At 58.9% G+C, this 19703-nt stretch carries 17 protein-coding genes; 11 read left to right on the top strand and 6 right to left on the bottom strand.

Annotated elements, in window-relative coordinates; all coding sequences use genetic code 11:
• Nucleotides 1-14: 14 nt before the first annotated feature.
• Both EP837_RS03460 and EP837_RS20915 read left to right on the top strand, forming a co-directional pair.
• Nucleotides 15-827: a nucleotidyltransferase family protein gene (locus EP837_RS03460; RefSeq protein WP_066524490.1), complete on the top strand. Its 813-nt coding sequence runs from the start codon at nucleotides 15-17 to the stop codon at nucleotides 825-827.
• 110 nt (nucleotides 828-937) lie between these two features.
• On the top strand, nucleotides 938-1201 hold the full coding sequence (locus EP837_RS20915) for a hypothetical protein (protein ID WP_156518379.1): 264 nt from the start codon (nucleotides 938-940) through the stop codon (nucleotides 1199-1201).
• 1115 nt (nucleotides 1202-2316) lie between these two features.
• Here the strand turns inward: EP837_RS20915 and EP837_RS03440 are convergent.
• Nucleotides 2317-2706, bottom strand: coding sequence for a hypothetical protein (locus EP837_RS03440; protein WP_156518377.1), 390 nt, complete (start codon nucleotides 2704-2706; stop codon nucleotides 2317-2319).
• Nucleotides 2707-3481: 775 nt separating this feature from the next.
• Between EP837_RS03440 and EP837_RS03430 the strand changes: the two genes are divergently transcribed.
• Nucleotides 3482-4030, top strand: a complete 549-nt coding sequence (locus EP837_RS03430) for a hypothetical protein (RefSeq protein ID WP_066524471.1) — start codon at nucleotides 3482-3484, stop codon at nucleotides 4028-4030.
• A gap of 554 nt (nucleotides 4031-4584) precedes the next feature.
• Here the strand turns inward: EP837_RS03430 and EP837_RS03420 are convergent.
• A complete protein-coding gene (locus EP837_RS03420) occupies nucleotides 4585-5913 on the bottom strand; it encodes a lipopolysaccharide biosynthesis protein (RefSeq protein WP_066524466.1) in 1329 nt (442 codons plus the stop codon).
• 117 nt (nucleotides 5914-6030) lie between these two features.
• Between EP837_RS03420 and EP837_RS03415 the strand changes: the two genes are divergently transcribed.
• Entirely contained in the window at nucleotides 6031-6795 is a 765-nt protein-coding gene (locus tag EP837_RS03415; RefSeq protein WP_066524465.1) for a phosphocholine cytidylyltransferase family protein, read from the top strand.
• Here the strand turns inward: EP837_RS03415 and EP837_RS21755 are convergent.
• The 4 genes from EP837_RS21755 to EP837_RS03395 form a co-directional block, all read right to left on the bottom strand.
• Nucleotides 6783-7211 carry an HIT family protein gene (locus tag EP837_RS21755; protein ID WP_066524464.1) on the bottom strand — a complete coding sequence of 143 codons (429 nt, stop codon included), beginning with the start codon at nucleotides 7209-7211 and terminating at the stop codon, nucleotides 6783-6785. The two genes, EP837_RS03415 and EP837_RS21755, sit on opposite strands and share 13 nt — an antisense overlap.
• Nucleotides 7208-8248, bottom strand: a complete 1041-nt coding sequence (locus tag EP837_RS03405; protein WP_225870586.1) for a CDP-alcohol phosphatidyltransferase family protein — start codon at nucleotides 8246-8248, stop codon at nucleotides 7208-7210. Before EP837_RS03405 ends, EP837_RS21755 begins: the two co-directional genes overlap by 4 nt.
• A gap of 65 nt (nucleotides 8249-8313) precedes the next feature.
• A complete protein-coding gene (locus tag EP837_RS03400) occupies nucleotides 8314-9456 on the bottom strand; it encodes a glycosyltransferase (RefSeq protein ID WP_066524461.1) in 1143 nt (380 codons plus the stop codon).
• 85 nt (nucleotides 9457-9541) lie between these two features.
• Nucleotides 9542-10774: a glycosyltransferase gene (locus EP837_RS03395; protein WP_225870585.1), complete on the bottom strand. Its 1233-nt coding sequence runs from the start codon at nucleotides 10772-10774 to the stop codon at nucleotides 9542-9544.
• A gap of 134 nt (nucleotides 10775-10908) precedes the next feature.
• Between EP837_RS03395 and EP837_RS03390 the strand changes: the two genes are divergently transcribed.
• The 7 genes from EP837_RS03390 (at nucleotide 10909) to odhB (ending at nucleotide 19628) form a co-directional block, all read left to right on the top strand.
• Nucleotides 10909-11697, top strand: coding sequence for a succinate dehydrogenase iron-sulfur subunit (locus tag EP837_RS03390; protein WP_062115037.1), 789 nt, complete (start codon nucleotides 10909-10911; stop codon nucleotides 11695-11697).
• Between the two features lie 4 nt (nucleotides 11698-11701).
• Entirely contained in the window at nucleotides 11702-12163 is a 462-nt protein-coding gene (locus EP837_RS03385; protein WP_066524458.1) for a PaaI family thioesterase, read from the top strand.
• Nucleotides 12160-13272 (top strand): cell division protein ZapE, encoded by a 1113-nt coding sequence (zapE, locus tag EP837_RS03380; protein WP_066524457.1) that lies wholly within the window; start codon nucleotides 12160-12162, stop codon nucleotides 13270-13272. The genes EP837_RS03385 and zapE overlap by 4 nt, the downstream gene beginning before the upstream one ends.
• Nucleotides 13273-13549: 277 nt before the next feature.
• Nucleotides 13550-14512: a malate dehydrogenase gene (gene mdh, locus EP837_RS03375; protein WP_066524456.1), complete on the top strand. Its 963-nt coding sequence runs from the start codon at nucleotides 13550-13552 to the stop codon at nucleotides 14510-14512.
• Nucleotides 14513-14610: 98 nt separating this feature from the next.
• Nucleotides 14611-15495, top strand: a complete 885-nt coding sequence (gene sucD, locus EP837_RS03370) for a succinate--CoA ligase subunit alpha (RefSeq protein ID WP_066524454.1) — start codon at nucleotides 14611-14613, stop codon at nucleotides 15493-15495.
• A gap of 87 nt (nucleotides 15496-15582) precedes the next feature.
• Nucleotides 15583-18378 (top strand): 2-oxoglutarate dehydrogenase E1 component, encoded by a 2796-nt coding sequence (locus EP837_RS03365; protein ID WP_066524453.1) that lies wholly within the window; start codon nucleotides 15583-15585, stop codon nucleotides 18376-18378.
• An 8-nt stretch (nucleotides 18379-18386) separates the two neighbouring features.
• Entirely contained in the window at nucleotides 18387-19628 is a 1242-nt protein-coding gene (gene odhB / locus EP837_RS03360; protein ID WP_066524452.1) for a 2-oxoglutarate dehydrogenase complex dihydrolipoyllysine-residue succinyltransferase, read from the top strand.
• Nucleotides 19629-19703 lie beyond the last annotated feature (75 nt).

Here is a 19703-nt window from a genome sequence, read left to right as displayed (position 1 = left end):
GCTAACCCCCGCTCATGACGAAGATCACCGCCCTGTTGCTCGCCGGATCGCGCCCCGGTTCCGATCCGCTTGCGCTTGCCGCAGGCGTTCCCGTGAAGCCGCTGGCTCCGGTCGCAGGCGAACCGATGATCAACTATCCCGCGCGGGCCTTGCTGGCCCACCCGTCGATTGGGCAGCTTGTCATCCTGACTCAGACGCCAGAGCTATATAAGGCAGAGCCCGCCACAGCATGGCTCGGCGATCATCCGCAGGTCCGCTTCGAAGCGAGCAACAGCGGCATTGCCTCCACGCTGCTTGGCCTGCTCGATCGCCCGGATTTGCCTTTCCCACTGCTCGTGACCACGGCGGACCATGTCCTCCTCGACACGGATATGCTCGACCAGTTCCTGACGGAAGGGCAGGGGGCTGACATCGCCGTCGCCATGGTGGAGCGCGCGACGCTGCTCGCGCGCTACCCCGCCTCCCGCCGCACTTGGCTCAAATTCCGTGACGGCTGGTGGTCGGGCGCCAACCTCTTCTGGTTCGGCAGCGCTAAGGCACATGCCGTCATCTCGCTCTGGCAGGAAGTCGAACAGGACCGCAAAAAGGGATGGAAGATCCTTGCCGCCTTCGGCCCCTTGGTGCTGCTCGGCGCCCTGCTGCGGCTCTTGGCACTGCGCAGCGGCATAGCCCGGATAGGCCGCCGTTTTGGCCTAAGCGCCAAACTGGTCGCTATGCAAAAGGCCGAAGCCTGCATCGACGCCGACAAAGGTGAAGATGTAACGCTGATCGAAGACATATTGCGCGGGAAAACAAGCGCTGTCAGCTCGGTGAGAGACTCCATCTGAATGGACGGAAATGGGTGGATTGCGGACTGTCGGGTATAGATGCGACGGCGACCGATAGCAGACGTTCGAACTACCTTGCACAATGAACGCCACCGCTGCATCGATAGGGCATGACCGCATCATTGCTCGCTCTTTCGACAGGCCACTACTCACTGGAATTTGAACCTTCCGATATGCCGTCGGTGAAAGCAACAATTCTTGATCAGTTTGGCCGACCAGAAATACAGCAATATGGCTTCTCAGCAGAATACCGTTTCGGAGGCAGCAGCTTTACTTTTCAAGGCGAATGGGATGAGCCTTGCTTCATATCTGATTCGGACTCCGGAGATGATATTCTAAGGACGATCTATCAGGTTTTAAGCGCTGAAAGGTAAGATGCGCCAGCACCTGCTTTTTAAAGGTCGTCCGGCCAATCATTATGACGGCGCTTGGTCGCCTGCCGCTCGGCGGCTTTCGCACCGCACCGGACCAGCAGGTTACAGGCGGCGTGCTCCGATTTGCAGGCTCCGAACGACGATGCCGGGTGGTGAACAGACTGTCGGCTCACGGACAAATTTTCTTCGAAGCTGCCATGACTGCCGCTGTCAACGCGCTTCAAGGGCATCCTCTCTCCGACTAGATTGGCACAAAGAGTTAGGGCAACCTTCCGGAGTTGACACTCCCCGCCCAACAAGCCCACAGCACCTAAATATCAAGTCCTTCTCCGAGCGGAAAATTGGGCCATGAACAAAAGTATATTCACGACGACAGTCTTCGTCATCTGGCTCGCCGCTCTGCCGACCTTCGCTTCGGACATGCCGAAAGGCGCAAAGATAATTCCTCCGTCAAAATTAGACCGGAGCAAACCCATACCGCGATCGAGCCCATTCTCCTGGATCACCCCCGAAGACAGCGATCTGTTTCCACGCTTTAATAGCGTTAATGGGACGACCAAGTACACGCTCCATATCGACGCAGAGGGGAAAGTTGTGCGGTGTGAAGTGACATCAAGCGATGCCCCGCAAGAATGGAACGCAATAGCATGCAATCTTCTGTCTACACGGGCCCGCTTTTTGCCCGCTCTGGACGCGAATGGACAACTAACAGCAGGTAAGTTTTCGAACAAAATAAAATGGCGATAGCTCCCTTCAAGCCGACAGAATGGTGGCTTCTGGTCGGGTGCTCACCGTTGCCTTACGAAAGCGTAAAGGGCCCATGGCGAGCACCGATGAGTAGTCTCACCATTTCCGTACGCCGTACACCGCTTCCAATAAGACGGAGATGATGTACGCAAACGCTATCATCCTCATCGACGATATAAACGTTTCGTTCTCCACGTACCCCGCGAGATTGAGCGCAACGATCAGGAATTGAAACGGAAGGAGGGGTAACATCACTCTCCGGACCATCTCGCCAAGCAAAAGTCGGAACATAACGCGGCCCGTGCCTCCCTCCGGGGAGTCTGATTTTGGCAGGATGCTACAGCGTCGTAAATGCCCGCTTGTGGTCGCTATTTATCGAACCAAACATCGGAGATACGGCCATCGCACTTAGCGATGCTGAGGGCCAGCTGGCCGCCGCCATGCGTGACCGCGACATCTCCCTCCGCATTAACCTCCGGCGATTTCCCCCGACTGACGGACCAGCGCGCGCCATCATCTTCTACATCGATGTCGGGATAAAAAATTCGATCTGCTGTTGGGAAAAAGTCCCCCTCTACAGCCAAAAAGATAGCTGCGGCGGTCTCAGCCTTGTTGACCAATGGCTTTGTGGGTTCACCCGCACGCATACAATGGTCTGACGCGGCGGAAGCGGCAGGGGCCGGACATGTCACGACAAAGATTACAAACGCTATGAATGCCCTTAAGGCTTTTCGTAAGTTCGGCTTCGTCTGCTGCATATTGCCCCGCGTTTCATCATGTGAATGTCAGCTTTAGAGGGACGATACAGCGGAACGGAATGCCCGCAAATGGTGGCTTGCCGCTGGGCAGCTAGCTCCCCTTCAACGGAACAGCAGGTTAAGGGCAGCATGGAATGCTTCGCGGGGTCACCTGCGACGGTGGCGGTTGGGTAGCGATCTGTCTGCTTTGTGCAGCGTAAAATTGATCTCGGACGTTGGAGCAGCACTTCGCTCGCCTAGTGTTTAACCCGTTTTATAAGGGCATGGAGAGAAAAACTATAAAAAGCGTAACATATCAGAACGTAAACTAAGATCAAAACGACCAAAAATATTTCATCTATCTGTTCTTTATATAACTCATAGAAAAATCCTGCGCCGGTTATAGACACCAATAAAGCAGCAAATAGCGTCCACTCTATCAATCGTAGCTTTTTGTTGACGTTCATATGCCATTTTCCAAGTAGCAAGACCGATCCGGTCGCCAATTGGTGTATCCTGCCTCACGGTGTTTGCGTCTGCAATGGGGATCGAGCGAACGCAAACCAATGGACCGCATATGGTCGCCTGCCGCTGGGCCGCTTTCCCATCCCGAACCCGACCAGCGGGTTATCAGCGGCGCGGGGTATTTCGCGGGCTGGGAACGACGCTGAGGGGTGGATTGGGGACGGTCTGCTTTGGCGGAATTTCCCCCGATTGCGGACGATCCATTTGAAATTCTGGACAGTCGGCATAGGAAGCTATCCGTAGCTCAGCTTCGGTAGAATAGGTGGAGGCGATGGACATTCGCAGTTTTCGGGCGGAGTTGTCTCAAGCGTTTCAATCAGAAGGCTTTATCGAAAAGCGCCTGTTCAAAGGTGCGAATAAAGTTTGGATGCAACAATCGTCTTCCGAGATCGCGTCCTATTTCGCCCCCGATGCGCGACGCAGGCCTTGGGGGTTTCGACTTTTCGGCGTTGTGGGCATCGACATTCCCGCTCTTCGGCAGTGGTTGAACCAACATAAGCCGGGAACGGAGAGCGGTATTTTTCAAGGAGGCTTCGTCGGCTATTACACAGCGAATGACGATGTACTGGGCGGTTTTCAAGTCGAACACGGCCTGCCGGTTCCGGCTGACCTGTGGGTCGGACTCATCAAGGACCGGCTTGATCGCGTACCGCAATCCTTAACTGGGCTACTCGAAACCTATCGAAAAAATCGGGAGGAACTGGGATGGCTGGCGCACCCACATGAAAAGGCAGCTTGGGATTTTCTCGTAAAGTGGCACGAAAGTCCCGATCCTGCTTTGCATGTGCCGTATCGATTACCGAATGGCCAAGTCGTTTAATTGCGGCAATCGGGAACCCGGATTACTGACCTAAGCGGCAAAAACTGGTCGCTAACGGCGGTGAACCGATGGCGCGAACCTAAGCAGGATCAATCCAATCAATATCAACAGGGCTATGGCCTGCTTCTCGTAGCCTGCGAACAGGTCCCATCCCGCGTACTCACTGGCCAGGGTAAAAAGAAGAACCGCCACGAAAACGCCCGCAATGATTCGCTCGCGCAAATTTGGAGGGCGGGGTTTCCATTCGTATTCTGCGTCACTCATGATCGTGAATTTGCAGCGATGTGCTGGCGGCGGCAACGTCTAATCCCGTTGTCGGCTTTTAAGAAATAACGGCAGCACATTGAACGGCGATTTCTGGTCGTTAGCCGACAACTCTACCGTCATGCCGGCCTTGAGCCGGCATCCCGCTTGTTCTGATTGCAATGTTAAGCGGGACCCTGGATCAAGTCGGGGGTGACGGAAAACTAGCGACCGGCCTTGATCGTGAGCAGCCCGACGGCATCCGCTATTCACCAAGGGCACGCCTCTCATCGACCTAAAACACAGCCCCGTCACCCTTGATGAGCCTCGTCCCGCCTCATCGCCTTCCGGCTCGCCAACCCCATCATGATGAACCCCGCCGCTGATGCGATCACATTTGCGCTCGCTGCACCGATCGTGCCATGGATCGACAGCAGAACCGCTTGAAGCGTGAGTAGCAGCAGCGTTGTGATCAGCGTGATCCGCAGTGATAGCGCTGAACGGTCTGTAGCCATCAATAACGGCCTATAGCTTACCCCTAGCAGGTCGATGCACGCCGCGATCCCCAATAACAGCAGCAACGGATAGGCGGGCAGGAACGGCTTGCCAGCGATCAGCCCAAGCAGCGGATGGCCAACTGTCAGGATCAACGCGATAATCACCGCCCCTGCGACATAGGCCAGCCGATTGGTGCGCCGGAAGAGCGTCCGTAGCTCATCCGTCCCATGGCTGGAGTGGGTCCGGCTCAGTTCCACGAAGATGCTGCGCGAGAGAAGGCCGGAAATCTTCGTCAGCGCTTGGGCAAGCTGATTCGCCAGGCGATAGAGCCCCGCGCCCGCGGGCCCCGCGAAGAGGCCCACAACCACCACGGCCAGCTGCTGACCGGTCGAAACCAGCGTGGTCTGAATGTTGGTCGCCGTCAGAAAGGTGACGATGCCGGGATTCTCCAGCCGCGCTTCCATCGCCCGCCCTGTGCGCCAATCACCCAGCTTGTTCCCGCCCACCTTCAGCGCCAGCGACCAATAGACAGCCGCGCACAGCAGTTCGGCTACGCCCCAGGCAATAAGATAACCAGTGATATTGGGCATCAGTGCCCAGGCGATCGCCGCGCCTATCATGCGTCCGATCGGTATCATGGTTTCGGCCGCCGCCGCTGAATCGAAGCGGTCGAACAGGCGTAGCACGCCCGTGGGGGAGGAGCGGATGGTGATCAGCATTACCATGCAGAAGAACCATGTCTGCCACGCCATCGCGGAAGACAGCTCCATCATCGGCCCAAAGGCCACCAGGATAATCGCCGCGATCACGCCTCCCGCTGCCGCGGACGCAAGATCGATCAGGATGCAAAAGCGCAGCACGCGGTTCAGCGCATCATGATTGGCGCTCATCAGATGCGGTTGGCCGTATCGCACGACAATCTGCCAGCTTTCGAAGCTAACCAGCGTCTTGACGATCGTCGCGGCGCTCAGGATCAGGGCGAAGCGACCAAAATCGGCCACGCCCAGCGTCCGTGTGACGATCGCCAGATAAGCAAGGCTAAGCACCGCGCCCACGCCCTTGCCGCCCAGCAGCCAGCCGGTATTTGCCAGGATGCGGGCAAAGCCTTCCTTGGCCCCGCTCGACCCGTCCTTGCTGTCCACTTGTGTCCTGCGCCTTTCGCTCGCCGCCTGCCGGGCGCTATCTAGGGATTTGTGGGGCGAAGGGCAATTATCTCCTCGGCTTCCCTAGTCAAGGCAAACGCATTAAGGCGCCATGCCATGAGCATCAGCAAAGCCATCATCCTCTCCGCCGGCCAGGGTTCGCGCCTCCTTCCACTGACGCGCGACGTGCCCAAATGCATGATCGACTTCAATGGTCGCACTCTCATCAGCTGGCAGGTGGCGGCGCTGGTCGCCAATGGGGTGAGCGACATCGTCGTGGTCACCGGCTTTCGCACGGAGCGCGTGGAGGATCATGCGCTGCAGCTCTATCGCGAAACGGGCGCGCGCATCCGGACGCTGTTCAACCCCTTCTTCCAGGTCGCCGACAATCTTGGCACATGCTGGATCGCTCGGGAGGAAATGGACCGGGACTTCATCATCCTCAACGGCGACACGATCGTTTCGGACGAGATCGTCGCGAAGCTGATCGGCGGCGCGCAGGATGCGATCACCGTCACCGTCGATGTGAAAAGCGACTATGATGACGATGACATGAAGGTGAACCGCGACGCGAGCGGCCGTCTGCACGCCATCGGCAAGCGTCTGCTGCCTCCCGACACCAATGCCGAATCGATCGGCATGCTCGCATTCCGGGGCGAGGGGCCCGCCATCTTCCGCAGTCAGATCGACCAGATGATGCGCACGCCAGAGGGCGTTGAGCGCTGGTATCTCCGCGCGATCGATCTGATTGCGAAGGGCAACCGCGTCGGCACGGTATCGATTCAGGGCATGGAGTGGCAGGAAGTCGATTTCCCGCAGGATGTCGATGCCGCCAACGCGCTCACCGCCCGCTGGCTGGCGGAAGGCCGCTACGCGAAATAGGGTTTGAGCCAGCCGGTCAGTGCCGCGACCTGGTCGCTGTCCAGCTTGACCGCCTGGCCAAGGTCGGGCTGCCCGGGCCAGCCTGCGTCGGCTATGCCGATGCCGGCATGCTCCCTGCTGCCCTCATATCGGGGCAGGACATGGAAATGGACATGCGGATCGACCATCATCAGCATCAGATAATTGATCTTCTCATAACCGATCGCTTCTGAAAGCGCTGTCTCGATCGCCTTGGTCACCTCGGCCAGTTCGGCATGGGCCGCCGCCTCAAGAGCCCCGAAAGCCCTGGCGTCAGACTTGGCCGCCAGCACCAGCGCTCCCAAGGTTGGCTGGGCCGGACGCAGCAGCACTACCCAATGATCGAACTCGGCCACCAGCGTTTGCGGGAATCCGAATCTTCTGATGGTTTCATTCATGCTCTCGCCTCCATCCAGCTGACGATAGGCCGCCCCGCGCGCTTTTCACCATAAGCTTGCAGCAACCGCACCGCATGTACGATCAGCGAAATCACTGTCCACCAGGCAAGCGCGATCAGCCCCAGATCTGGCCGCCCAGCCAGGAGCGAGACGAACAGGATCACCATATTGGGATTGCGCCGCGCGGTGATCAGCCGGAACCAAGTATCGAACCGCTGCCACACATGGATATGCATGCCCTCGAACGATCGCATGAATACACCTTCGATCAAGCGCTGGACTACATATCCTCCCACGATAATGCCCATGACGGCCCAGAAAATGGAAACGGACAATTGTTGTCCCCATGCTGAGAGTCCGACGGCCCAAGCATACCACCAGAATGGCGGGTGGATGAGATCAATGCCATGATCGAATATATTTCCCCATTTCGAAGAAGTGATAGTGCAGCGGGCCAGCTTTCCATCAACGGTATCAAGTACCATGAAGCCAAAGCCAGCTAGCATTCCGGTCCAGTAGAGCCCCTGCGAAAACAAGAATGTTGCAGCTATGCACAGTATAGCTCCAATGGCGGTGATCATATTTGGGGTCATTCCGATCTGAGCTGCTCCACGGGTTAACCACAGCGCCAGTTCAGGCCAAAGATACTTGGTCAAAATATCCGTTACGCCTTTATACGCGCCATAATAACTGCGTCGCTCAATAGATCGGCGGGTCTGCGGGGTCAGCCGTTCAGCATAGGGCGTCTCAAGCTTCCGTAGCTGTTCATTGTACACCTTATGCCCGTCGCGAAGTTCGATTATTTGAAGACCGCCCTGCTGAAGGGGATGAATATCAACTTCATTAGGCGGCATCTGCCCGACTAGCAATTCACCATTCTGAACGAAGGTTAGATGGGGGTTCCGTAAGACCTCACGTAATAATATTGGATCAAATACGAACCCAAGATTTACCGCTAAGCTGTTGTCAGCCGCAACGCGCAAACCTTTTTGAGCGGACTCTACCACCATGCGCTCTATACGTTCAGCGTTAGTCATGCCCCAGATCAGGGTATCATTCGTACCGAGCAAAACGAGGCGGTCAATATTGGTTCGTGCGACTTTCACAGAGAGCTCTCTAATATGGCAGCGCGATGGCTTTGTATCGCACTGGCAGTGGAATAGCGTAAAGCATAGGGCCGTAATGAGGGGCGTTCCCGTGCTCCGTCCAGCCATTGAGTTAAAGCGGCCGTAAAAGCATCGGCGCTCCCCTCTTCAACGACAACGCAACGTGGCAGAGACCCCAGCAGCGTCTTTGCCATTGGGAAGCAGTTGGTGGAAATTACCGGGCAGTTGCAGGCGAGCGCTTCGATTACGACGGCCGGCAGACCTTCATAATCTGATGACAATAGCAGGACATCTGCTGCTGCCATCAATCCGCGGATATCATTTGTGTAGCCAAGCAATTCTACATTGTCGGCGATATTCAGCTTCTGAATTAACCTGATTATGGCTTCGCGGTCAGGTCCATCGCCACTGATTCGAAGCATCAAATTGCTTCTTCCCGCCTGGATAAGAGCCGCGAAAGCCCGGAGCATACGGGGATAATTTTTTTGATGATGAAGCCGGCCAACGGCCAGCATCACCGTCTTTTTATCGTCCCAGCTACTTGGTGCTTCGTTGACGTGGCCTTCAGCGGGATCCTGCGCGAAGGCCGCCGTGAGATAGGGATTATATACCGCGCGAAATTGCGTGGCCGACTTCGGGAAAGTTCGCGCAAGCAGCAGCGATTCCTCCTCACTTAATGTTAGCACCGCGGATGCATCGAGAAATGCCCGGCCGAACGCTCGGCGCCTAATTTTTTCAGCTAGACTTTTTCTTGGGCGTAGAACCGGATTAGTTGTTTTAATGATGAGACGGCTCGTGCGTTTCATGCCTGCGAGCCTGAAGCCCAGTGCCGTGAAACGGCAGATGTTATTTCCGGTAGCGACGACAAAGTCGGGACGTTCCCGTCTGAGCCAGCGTATATAGGCCAGCATCGACATGATTTTTTGCGCCTGACGATGTCCCCATTTCCGATTTGTAAGGAATGCGACAGGCGGGCCGCCCTTTATGATGTCTCTCAACGCCGGTTCGCCCTTACCCCCACGGGCGCAGGCTAAAATCGTTACCTCATCTCCCATATCGTGAAATCCCTGGGCAAGATGGCAGCATACGCGATCCGTGCCGCCCAGTCCGAAGCCATAGGTTACAAACGCAATCTTCATGCCGTAATCTTACTCGAAGGGGCGCGGCGTGCCGGAGCCGGGAACAACTCATACGCCTTAAGGTTAGGGGTTTTAGCAAGCAAGTTCATCTGCCCCAAGGTTGCTCACAAGTGTCAGCTAAATGGGAAGGGAACTGATCTACGAACTTTTCCGGCCAGGCTTCTAGCAATTTCACCCAGCTCTCCAAACAGCGATCAAGCGATCGGCTGTGAGCCCCAGCACGCTGCTCGTTTTTTGAGCGTTTCGTTTTCAGTTCGGCTCGAATGGCATTGGCCAGTCCTTCCACGTTCTCCACAGGTGCGAGCGTCCCGTAAGGACCGGCTTCAACCACTTCGCGATTGCCGGTGGGACAATCGGTGGCGACGATCGGAAGCCCGCAAGCGAGTGCTTCGATCAATGCGTTGCTTGCGCCCTCCCAGCGTGACGCGCTGACGAAGAGATCGGCTCTGGATAGGATAGCGAACGGATTGTCCTGATAGCCCAGCAACGCAACCCTATGGGCAACGCCTTCTGCCTCGGCCAAGCTCTTGAGTGCGGCTATCTTGGTTGAGTCACCATCCCCAATGATCATTAACCGAGCACCAATATCGTCCAGACGGCCAAGAGCGGATACGAGCAGATCGAAGCCCTTCTGCCGCACGATTCTTCCGATGGTGACGAGCAGTGGAGGACGGTCGCACTGTTCGTCCAGGAAATGATGAGCGAAGGGTGCAGAAACAAGCCGATCGACTTTCGCCAGATCAACCCCATTGGCGATAATGCCCACGCTCTTTTTGGGCAATGCGGTTTGAATTTCCGCTGCCAGGGCGTGAGACACAGCTACGATAAAGTCTGCACCGCCGAATTTAAGGCGATTGCTCCAAGTGCCGATCAGCGCCTGCCATCGTGTCGCCTTGCCATGATGCGCCGAATTGCTGGCGCGAGCGCCCAACTGGATGGATCGCCTTCGGCCACTCAGGCCAAGGGCAATTCGCGCGGCGAGGTGGAGGTGATTGCCACCGCTCAGGAACAGCGTAGGACGGCGGCGGCGCAAGGCCGCGGCGAGGGCGGGAATATTAAGCGCCAGATCAAGACCGCGGTTGTGCAGGCGCATCGCTGATCCCGTCTCGAAAACCGGCACGCCGGCCGGTACGCGTGCGCGCAAAGCGCCTTCGTCCCGAACTACCCATAGTTCGACCGGCAGGCCCGCTTTTGCACAGGCTGCTGCGATCTCGATGGATTTCACGACTGTGCCGCTGGGCCGGAAGTCGTAATTGCCGATGGCGATGATGGGATTGTTATTCTGCAACTGCGGCTCAACTCTGGGACGCCTGTTCATAGGCGCGGAAAGGGCGGCGTGCCAGCCTTTTGCTTTTGCTTCTTTGAAGGGTAGCAAATGGCTGGACGAGGCGCTAAGGGCTTCGCTCGCGCGCCCCGATCGATTATCGGCGCGGACGGAGGACATCTTATCCCATGGCCGAATTCTCTCTGCCCAAGAACAGCAAGATTTCCGGTAAGGGCGTTGCCCATAAGGCGCCGGACGGGGCGAGCAACGTCAAGAGCTTCAAGGTCTATCGCTATGATCCCGACTCGGGTCAGAATCCGCGCTATGACACGTTCGAGATCGATCTCGACAATTGCGGACCGATGGTCCTGGACGCGCTGCTGAAGATCAAGAATGAATATGATCCGACGCTGACCTTCCGCCGGTCCTGCCGTGAAGGCATTTGCGGTTCCTGTTCGATGAACATGAACGGCAAGAATGGCCTCGCCTGCACCACCTCGATCGAGGAATGCGCCGGCAAGGAAGTGCGCATCACGCCGCTGCCGCACATGGACGTGATCAAGGATCTGGTTCCCGACTTCACGCACTTCTACGCGCAGTACAATAGCATCAAGCCGTGGCTGCAAACCGTCAGCCCGCCGCCGAGCGGCAAGGAGCGGCTGCAGTCGCCCGCCGATCGCGAGAAGCTGGACGGCCTCTATGAGTGCATCCTGTGCGCCTGCTGTTCGACCAGCTGCCCCAGCTACTGGTGGAACTCCGACAAGTTCTTGGGTCCGGCCATCCTGCTCCAGGCTTATCGCTGGCTGGCCGACAGCCGCGACGAATATACCGGCGAGCGCTTGGATGAGCTGGAAGATCCGTTCCGCCTCTATCGCTGCCACACCATCATGAACTGCGCGAATGTCTGTCCCAAGGGCCTGAGCCCGGCGAAGGCGATCGCGGAGACCAAGAAGATGATGGTCGAACGGCAGCTCTGATCGCGTGAGCGACGATGCGGGTCATGTGAGCCGCGCGCCCGATGGGCCGTGGGCTGGCTGGCTGGTCTGGACCGATCCGGTGGCGGGGACCTTCCTCGACGCATCGATCGGTCGGAGCTATTCGCGCGGTAACGGTCAGGGCAGGGCGACGGTGATGCTGGAAACGCAGCCGTCGCATGCCAACCGGCTGGGCGCGTTGCACGGCGGCTTTCTCGCGGGCTTTGCGGATCATGCCTATTTCGCAGGGCTTACCGCGATGGGACGGCCGGAACAGGCTGCTGCGGTGACGGTGGACCTTTCCATGCAATATTGCGGATCGGGCGAGGTGGGTTCCCCGCTTCAGGCTGAGGTCGAGTTGCTGCATGAAACGGGGCGGCTCATGTTCATGCGCCTGACGATCCATCAGGATGACAAGCTGGTCGCTTCATCGACGGCGACGGTGCGCAAGGTTCTCACTCCCAAATGAGCAGCGTGATCGAGCGTTATCGCGCGCTCGTCGCGGCAGGGGAATTGCGCGCCGACCTCGACCAGGAAGCAGCGGCGCAGCGACTGGATAGTCTGCAGCAGGAACTGGAAGCAGCCCCCCCGCGCGGCTCGACGCTCTGGAAATTGCTGCGCAAGCCCCCCGAACCGCCGCGCGGGCTTTACATGTGGGGCGGCGTCGGGCGCGGCAAATCGATGCTGATGGACCTGTTCTTCGACACGGTGAAGGTCCAGCGCAAAAAGCGCGCGCATTTCCATGAATTCATGATCGACGTCCATGCGCGGCTGGCCGAAGCGCGCAAAGCGGAGAAGGGCGACCCGATTCCACCCGTCGTGGAGTCTCTGGCGGAAGAAGCACGGCTGCTCTGTTTCGACGAAATGGTCGTCAACAATATGGCCGACGCCGCGATCATGTCGCGCCTGTTCACCGGGCTTCTCGACAAGCGGGTGACGATCGTCACCACCTCGAACCGGGAGCCGGACGAACTCTACAAAAACGGCCTCAACCGCCAGCTTTTCCTGCCCTTCATCGAATTGATCAAGAGCAAGCTGGATGTGATGACCCTCAACGGTCCGACTGATTACCGGCTTGACCGATTGGGCGACGCAAAGCTGTGGCATGCGCCTAACGGGCCAGAGGCGACCAGGGACCTTTCGGAGGCCTTTTTCCGCCTGACCGATTATCCGGTGGAGGATAGGGCTAAGGTTCCGGCCGAGGACATACAGGTGCAAGGTGGCAGGACGCTGCATGTGCCCAAGAGCCTGAAGGGCGTGGCGGTCTTCTCGTTCAAGCGCCTTTGCGCCGAAGCGCGGGGCGCACCCGATTATCTGGCGATCGCCCGGCGTTTCCACACGGTGATCCTTGTCGGCATTCCGGTGCTAGGTCCGGAGAAACGCAACGAAGCCGCCCGTTTCGTGACGCTCATCGACGCGCTGTACGAATATAAGGTGAAGCTACTTGCGTCCGCTGACGCGGAGCCGGTCCGGCTTTATCCCGAAGGGGACGGGGCGTTCGAGTTCGAACGAACGGTCTCGCGCCTCATGGAAATGCAGTCGGACGATTATCTGGCGATGGGTCACGGACCCAAATAGCGCCTTGTTTGGGCGTCCCCAAAATTCGCGCATTCCGGTCAAAAATGGCCCGGACGCTTCCCCCGGAAAGGGAAGCGTCCGGCAGGTGGCCGCTGCGGGAAAGGCCGGCGCCAGGGTAGGAGCGCGCGGCCGACAAGGGCTTTGAAAGCATTAATGCAATTGCGAATAAGTTGCAAAGATAAATCCGCTAGGAGGCTTTTAGTTGGTTGAATCCTTCATGAGATCGGCTTAAGCGAGCCAGCAATTCCAATTTTCCGTGCTTGGAGGATGATTGTTTATGGCCCGCAAGAAGATCGCGCTCATCGGCGCTGGCAATATCGGTGGTACGCTCGCGCATCTCGCTGCACTTAAGGGTCTGGGCGATATCGTCCTCTTCGATGTCGTCGAAGGCGTGCCCCAGGGTAAGGCGCTCGACCTTTCTCAGTGCGGCCCGGTCGAAGGTTTCGACGCCAAGATCACCGGCACCAATGACTATGCCGACATCAAGGACGCAGACGTCATCATCGTCACTGCCGGCGTCGCCCGCAAGCCGGGCATGAGCCGCGACGATCTTCTCGGCATCAACCTCAAGGTCATGAAGGCCGTGGGTGAGGGCATCAAGAACAACGCCCCCAACGCTTTCGTCATCTGCATCACCAACCCGCTCGACGCGATGGTATGGGCGCTGCGCGAATTCTCCGGCCTGCCGCACAACAAGGTCGTCGGCATGGCGGGCGTCCTTGACTCCGCGCGCTTCAGCCACTTCCTGGCTGAAGAGTTCCAGGTGTCGGTGAAGGAAGTGAACAGCTTCGTGCTCGGTGGCCATGGCGACACGATGGTTCCCGTCGTCGAATATTCGACCGTTGCGGGGATCCCCATCCCCGACCTCATCAAGCAGGGCCGCTCCACCAAAGAGCGCATCGACGCCATCGTCCAGCGCACCCGTTCGGGCGGCGGCGAGATCGTCGCGCTGCTCAAGACCGGTTCGGCCTTCTATGCGCCCGCCACCAGCGGCATCGCGATGGCCGAAGCCTATCTGTTCGACCAGAAGCGCCTGCTGCCCTGCGCCGCGAACCTGACCGGCCAGTATGGTGTCGACAATCTCTATGTCGGCGTGCCGGTGATCATCGGCAAGGACGGCGTCGAGCAGATCGTCGAGATCGAGCTGAACGACGAGGCCAAGGCCAACCTCCAGGTGTCGGTCGACGCGGTCAAGGAACTGCTGGAAGCCTGCAAGGGCATCGACTCCTCGCTCGCCTGAGCCAAGAGCTGCACCAGTGCGCCCCAGGTGAGTGAGCAGCCTGGGGCATGCTGCCTTCCATCTGAAGTGCCACGTCCACAGAATGTAAAGGGACTGACATGTCCATTCTGGTGAACAAGAACACCAAGGTCATCACTCAGGGTATGACCGGCGCCACCGGCACCTTCCACACCGAACAGGCGTTGGCCTATGGTACGCAGATGGTTGCGGGCGTCACGCCGGGTAAGGGCGGCACGAGCCATATCGGCCTGCCAATGTACGACACCGTCGCGGAAGCCAAGTCGAAGACGGGCGCCGATGCGTCGGTCATCTATGTTCCGCCGCCGTTCGCGGCTGACTCGATCCTGGAAGCGATCGATGCCGAAATCCCGCTGATCGTCTGCATCACCGAAGGTATTCCGGTGCTCGACATGGTCCGCGTGAAGCGCGCCCTGTCCGGCAGCAAGTCGCGCCTCATCGGTCCGAACTGCCCTGGCGTTCTCACCCCCGATGAATGCAAGATCGGCATCATGCCCGGCAGCATCTTCAAGAAGGGCTCGGTTGGCGTCGTGTCGCGATCCGGCACCCTGACCTATGAAGCGGTGTTCCAGACCTCGAACGCTGGCCTGGGCCAGACCACGGCGGTCGGCATCGGCGGTGACCCTGTCAACGGCACCAACTTCATCGACGTCCTTGAGCTGTTCCTGGCCGACGACGCGACCGAATCGATCATCATGATCGGCGAAATCGGCGGCGATGCTGAAGAGCAGGCTGCTCAGTTCTTGATCGACGAAGCTAAGCGCGGCCGCAAGAAGCCGATGGCTGGCTTCATCGCTGGCCGTACGGCGCCTCCGGGCCGCCGCATGGGCCATGCTGGCGCGATCGTATCGGGCGGCAAGGGCGACGCTGAGAGCAAGATCGCGGCAATGGAAGCGGCTGGCATCAAGGTTGCGGCCAGCCCGTCCGAACTGGGCTCGACGCTCGTCGAAGTGCTCAAGGGCTAAGTCAAAGCAGACAGGGCGGCCGGGCTGCACCCCGGCCGCTCGTTACCCCGCTCCGCGACTGCACGCGGTCGGCATGGGACGCATGAGATGGGTTACGAAAACCAGGATTTTGAGACGGAGCGCGGGCCTAGCTGGGCGCGCCCGAACTGGCCGCTGACGGACACGGATGATCTGACCGGCGCGCTTGACCCGACGCAGATGCAGGTGGCGGTGAAGGCCGCCGCCAAGGCATCGGGCAAGGCGGTGTCAGATGCGGACGCGGTCAGCGCGGCTGACGATGCTATCCGGGCGCAGCTGCTGATCCGCACTTATCGCGTGCGTGGCCACCTGGCGGCTAATCTCGATCCCCTGGGGCTGACCCATCGTGAACTTCCGGCCGACCTGACGCCCGAATATCACGGCCTTACCGACTTAGAGAAGAAGATCTATCTCGGCGGTACGCTGGGCCTGCAATATGCGACCGTGCGCGAAATCGTTGCCATCCTGCGCGCCAATTATTGCGGCAATGTTGGCCTGGAATATATGCACATCGCCGATGTCGAGGAACGCGTGTTCCTCCAGGACCGGCTGGAAGGCAAGGACAAGGAGATCCACTTCACGCCTGAGGGCAAGAAGGCGATCCTGTCGAAGGTGATTCAGGGCGAGCAGTACGAAAAATTCCTGGGCCGCAAATATGTCGGCACCAAGCGTTTCGGCCTGGATGGCGGCGAGTCCATGATTCCCGCGCTCGAAGCGATCATCAAACATGGCGGCGCGCTGGGCGTGCGCGAGATTGTTTACGGCATGGCCCATCGGGGCCGCCTGAACGTGCTCGCCAATGTGATGGCCAAGGGCTTCCGCGTCATCTTCCATGAATTTTCCGGTGGTACGGCCAATCCCGAGGATGTTGGTGGTTCGGGCGACGTCAAATATCACCTCGGCACATCGACCGACCGTGAGTTCGACGGCATCAAGGTGCATATGTCGCTGGTGCCCAACCCGTCGCACTTGGAAACGGTCGATCCGGTGGTTCTGGGCAAGGTCCGTGCGCAGCAGACCTTCCGTGACGACTTGGGCAAGCATGAGCAGGTTCTGCCCGTGCTGATCCACGGCGACGCTGCTTTCGCCGGGCAGGGCATCGTTTGGGAATGCCTGGGCTTTTCGGGGGTTTCCGGCTACAATACCGGCGGCTGCATCCACTTCATCGTCAACAACCAGATCGGCTTTACGACCTCGCCCCAATTTTCGCGCGGATCTCCCTATCCGAGCGACGTGGCGAAGGGCGTCCAGGCGCCGATCCTGCACGTCAATGGCGACGATCCGGAAGCTGTGACCTTCGCATGCAAGCTGGCAATCGAATATCGCCAGACCTTCCATCGCGACATCGTGATCGACATGTGGTGCTATCGCCGCTTCGGTCACAATGAAGGCGACGAGCCGAGCTTCACCCAACCGCAGATGTACGCGAAGATCCGCCAGCATCCTCCCGTCAGCGATGTCTATTCGGCTCGGCTGAAGGCGGAAGGCGTGGTTGATGATGATTTCGTCAACAAGGTAACGGGCGATTTCGTCAACCAGCTTGAGGAAGAGTTCGAAGCGGCAAAGAGCTACAAGGCCAATAAGGCTGACTGGTTCGCGGGTCGCTGGTCGGGCCTGCACAAGCCCGCCGACGCCGAAACCGCGCGGCAGAATGTCGAAAGCGCGATCAGCCAGAAACTGTTCGATAGCCTGGGCAAGACGCTGACCACGGTTCCCGAAGGGCTCAACGTCCACAAGACGCTGAAGCGCGTGATCGAAGCCAAAGCCGAGATGTTCAAGAACGGTGTGAACTTCGACTGGGCGACCGGCGAAGCGTTGGCGTTTGGCTCGCTGCTGTCGGAAGGCTATGGCGTTCGCCTGTCGGGCCAGGACTCCGGTCGCGGCACGTTCAGCCAGCGTCACGCCGTCTGGATCGATCAGGACAGCGAGAATAAATATATCCCGCTCTCGACCGTGCCGCACGGCCGCTTCGAAGTGCTGGATTCGCCGCTTTCCGAATATGGCGTGCTAGGCTTTGAATATGGCTTTGCGCTGGCCGATCCCAAGAGTCTCGTGCTCTGGGAAGCTCAGTTCGGCGATTTCGCCAACGGTGCGCAGATCGTGTTCGATCAGTATATCGCTTCGTCGGAAACCAAGTGGCTGCGTTCCAATGGTCTCGTTTGCCTGTTGCCGCATGGCTATGAAGGGCAGGGTCCGGAACATAGCTCGGCGCGTCTGGAACGCTTCCTGCAGCTTTGCGCCGAGGGAAATATCCAGGTCGCGAACATCACGACCCCTGCGAACTATTTCCATGTCCTGCGTCGTCAGATGCTGCGGCCTTTCCGCAAGCCGTTGATCATCATGGCGCCCAAGTCGCTGCTGCGTCACAAGCTGGCGGTGAGCAAGGCCGAGGACTTCCTGGGCGAGACGCACTTCAAGCGGATCCTGTCGGACCCTAACGGGGCGGCTGATGCGGATACCCGCCGCCTGGTGCTCTGCTCGGGGAAGGTCTTCTATGACCTGCTCGAAGCGCGCGACGCGGCCGGTGACACGGATGTTCAGATTGTTCGTATCGAACAAATCTATCCGTTCGCCACCGAAGCGCTGGCCACGCGCATCAAACGCATGACCAGCCTGGAAGATGTGGTTTGGTGCCAGGAAGAGCCGCGCAACAATGGCGCCTGGTTCTTCGTGGAACCCTATGTCGAGGAAGCGTTGGCGCAGGCTGGCAAGGCGCCGATGCGCGCGCGCTATGCGGGCCGCAAGGCTGCCGCTTCGCCCGCCACGGGCCTCGCCAAGCGCCATGTCGCCGAGCAGGGCGCCCTCGTCGCCGATGCGCTGGGCCACAGCGTTCGTGAAGAAATCCGCCGCCAGAAGAAAGGCTGACACAGCTCATGGCAACCGAAGTCAAAGTTCCCACCCTGGGCGAATCCGTCACCGAAGCAACCGTTGGCCAGTGGCTTAAGAAACCCGGTGAGGCCGTCAAAGCCGACGAGCCGATCGTCAGCCTGGAAACCGACAAGGTTGCGGTTGACGTGCCTGCGCCGGTCGCTGGTACGCTAGGCGACATCATCGCCAAAGAAGGCGATACGGTGAATGTCGGCGCATTGCTGGCGATGATCAATGAGGGCGCTTCAGCAGCTCCCCCCTCGGCGGCTGCTCCGGCTCCCGCCGCGAAGGCGGAAGCTGCAATGCCAGCGCCTACCGCTTCGGCCTCCGCAGACGACGATGAGGGTGGCAACCTGACGCTTTCACCTGCCGTGCGCCGGCTGGTGCTGGAGCATGGTCTCGATCCCAGCAAGATCAAGGGCACCGGCAAGGACGGTCGCCTGACCAAGGACGATGTCATGGCCGCCGTTGCCGCGGGCACGGCCAAGGCGACCGCTTCGGTTTCTGCCCCCGCGCCCGCTGCTGAAGCACCGGCTGCTGGCCCCAGCCGCAAGCAGGAGCGCGTCAAGATGACCCGCTTGCGCCAGACCGTCGCCAAGCGTCTCAAGGAAGCCCAGAACAACGCGGCGCTCCTCACCACCTATAATGACGTCGATATGACCAACGTCATCGAGGCGCGCGCGAAATATAAGGATCTGTTCGAAAAGAAGCACGGCGTTCGCCTCGGCTTCATGGGCTTCTTCACCAAGGCCGTCTGCATGGCGCTGCGCGACATTCCCGGCGTCAACGCACAGATCGAGGGCGACGAGATCGTCTATAACAACTTTGCCGACATTTCGGTGGCTGTGTCGGCGCCGAACGGTCTGGTCGTGCCGGTCATCCGTAATGCGGAAAGCCTGAGCGTCGCAGATATTGAAAAGACGATTGGCAACTTCGGCAAGAAGGCCAAGGAAGGCGCGCTGACCATGGAAGATATGAAGGGGGGCACCTTCACCATCTCCAATGGCGGCGTGTTCGGGTCGCTCTTGTCGAGCCCGATCATCAATCCCCCGCAATCGGCGGTGCTGGGCCTTCACCGGATCGAGGACCGTCCGGTCGTCCGCAACGGTGAGATCGTCATCCGTCCGATGATGTATCTGGCGCTCAGCTATGATCATCGCCTGATCGATGGTCGTGAAGCCGTGACCTTCCTGGTTGCGGTCAAGAATGCGATCGAGGATCCGACCCGCCTGCTGATCGACCTGTAAGGGGCAGCCCTATCGTTCCGTTCGGGCTGAGCCTGTCGAAGCCCCGTCCTTTTTGCGAAGGACAAAAGAAGAAGT

This window comes from Sphingobium sp. EP60837 (genome assembly GCF_001658005.1).
GTDB classification, from domain to species: domain Bacteria; phylum Pseudomonadota; class Alphaproteobacteria; order Sphingomonadales; family Sphingomonadaceae; genus Sphingobium; species Sphingobium tyrosinilyticum.
Note: the sequence above shows the minus strand (reverse complement) of the source record. Positions and strands in the feature narration are given on the sequence as shown.

Coding starts and splice junctions, on each gene's coding strand:
- EP837_RS03460 (WP_066524490.1), top strand. CDS start 15: ATGACGAAGATCACCGCCCTGTTGCTCGCCGGATCGCGCCCCGGTTCC.
- EP837_RS03430 (WP_066524471.1), top strand. CDS start 3,482: ATGGACATTCGCAGTTTTCGGGCGGAGTTGTCTCAAGCGTTTCAATCA.
- EP837_RS20915 (WP_156518379.1), top strand. CDS start 938: ATGACCGCATCATTGCTCGCTCTTTCGACAGGCCACTACTCACTGGAA.
- mdh (WP_066524456.1), top strand. CDS start 13,550: ATGGCCCGCAAGAAGATCGCGCTCATCGGCGCTGGCAATATCGGTGGT.
- EP837_RS03365 (WP_066524453.1), top strand. CDS start 15,583: ATGGGTTACGAAAACCAGGATTTTGAGACGGAGCGCGGGCCTAGCTGG.
- EP837_RS03400 (WP_066524461.1), bottom strand. CDS start 9,456: ATGAAGATTGCGTTTGTAACCTATGGCTTCGGACTGGGCGGCACGGAT.
- sucD (WP_066524454.1), top strand. CDS start 14,611: ATGTCCATTCTGGTGAACAAGAACACCAAGGTCATCACTCAGGGTATG.
- odhB (WP_066524452.1), top strand. CDS start 18,387: ATGGCAACCGAAGTCAAAGTTCCCACCCTGGGCGAATCCGTCACCGAA.
- EP837_RS03395 (WP_225870585.1), bottom strand. CDS start 10,774: ATGAACAGGCGTCCCAGAGTTGAGCCGCAGTTGCAGAATAACAATCCC.
- EP837_RS03390 (WP_062115037.1), top strand. CDS start 10,909: ATGGCCGAATTCTCTCTGCCCAAGAACAGCAAGATTTCCGGTAAGGGC.
- EP837_RS03440 (WP_156518377.1), bottom strand. CDS start 2,706: ATGCAGCAGACGAAGCCGAACTTACGAAAAGCCTTAAGGGCATTCATA.
- EP837_RS03405 (WP_225870586.1), bottom strand. CDS start 8,248: ATGACTAACGCTGAACGTATAGAGCGCATGGTGGTAGAGTCCGCTCAA.
- EP837_RS03415 (WP_066524465.1), top strand. CDS start 6,031: ATGAGCATCAGCAAAGCCATCATCCTCTCCGCCGGCCAGGGTTCGCGC.
- EP837_RS21755 (WP_066524464.1), bottom strand. CDS start 7,211: ATGAATGAAACCATCAGAAGATTCGGATTCCCGCAAACGCTGGTGGCC.
- zapE (WP_066524457.1), top strand. CDS start 12,160: ATGAGCAGCGTGATCGAGCGTTATCGCGCGCTCGTCGCGGCAGGGGAA.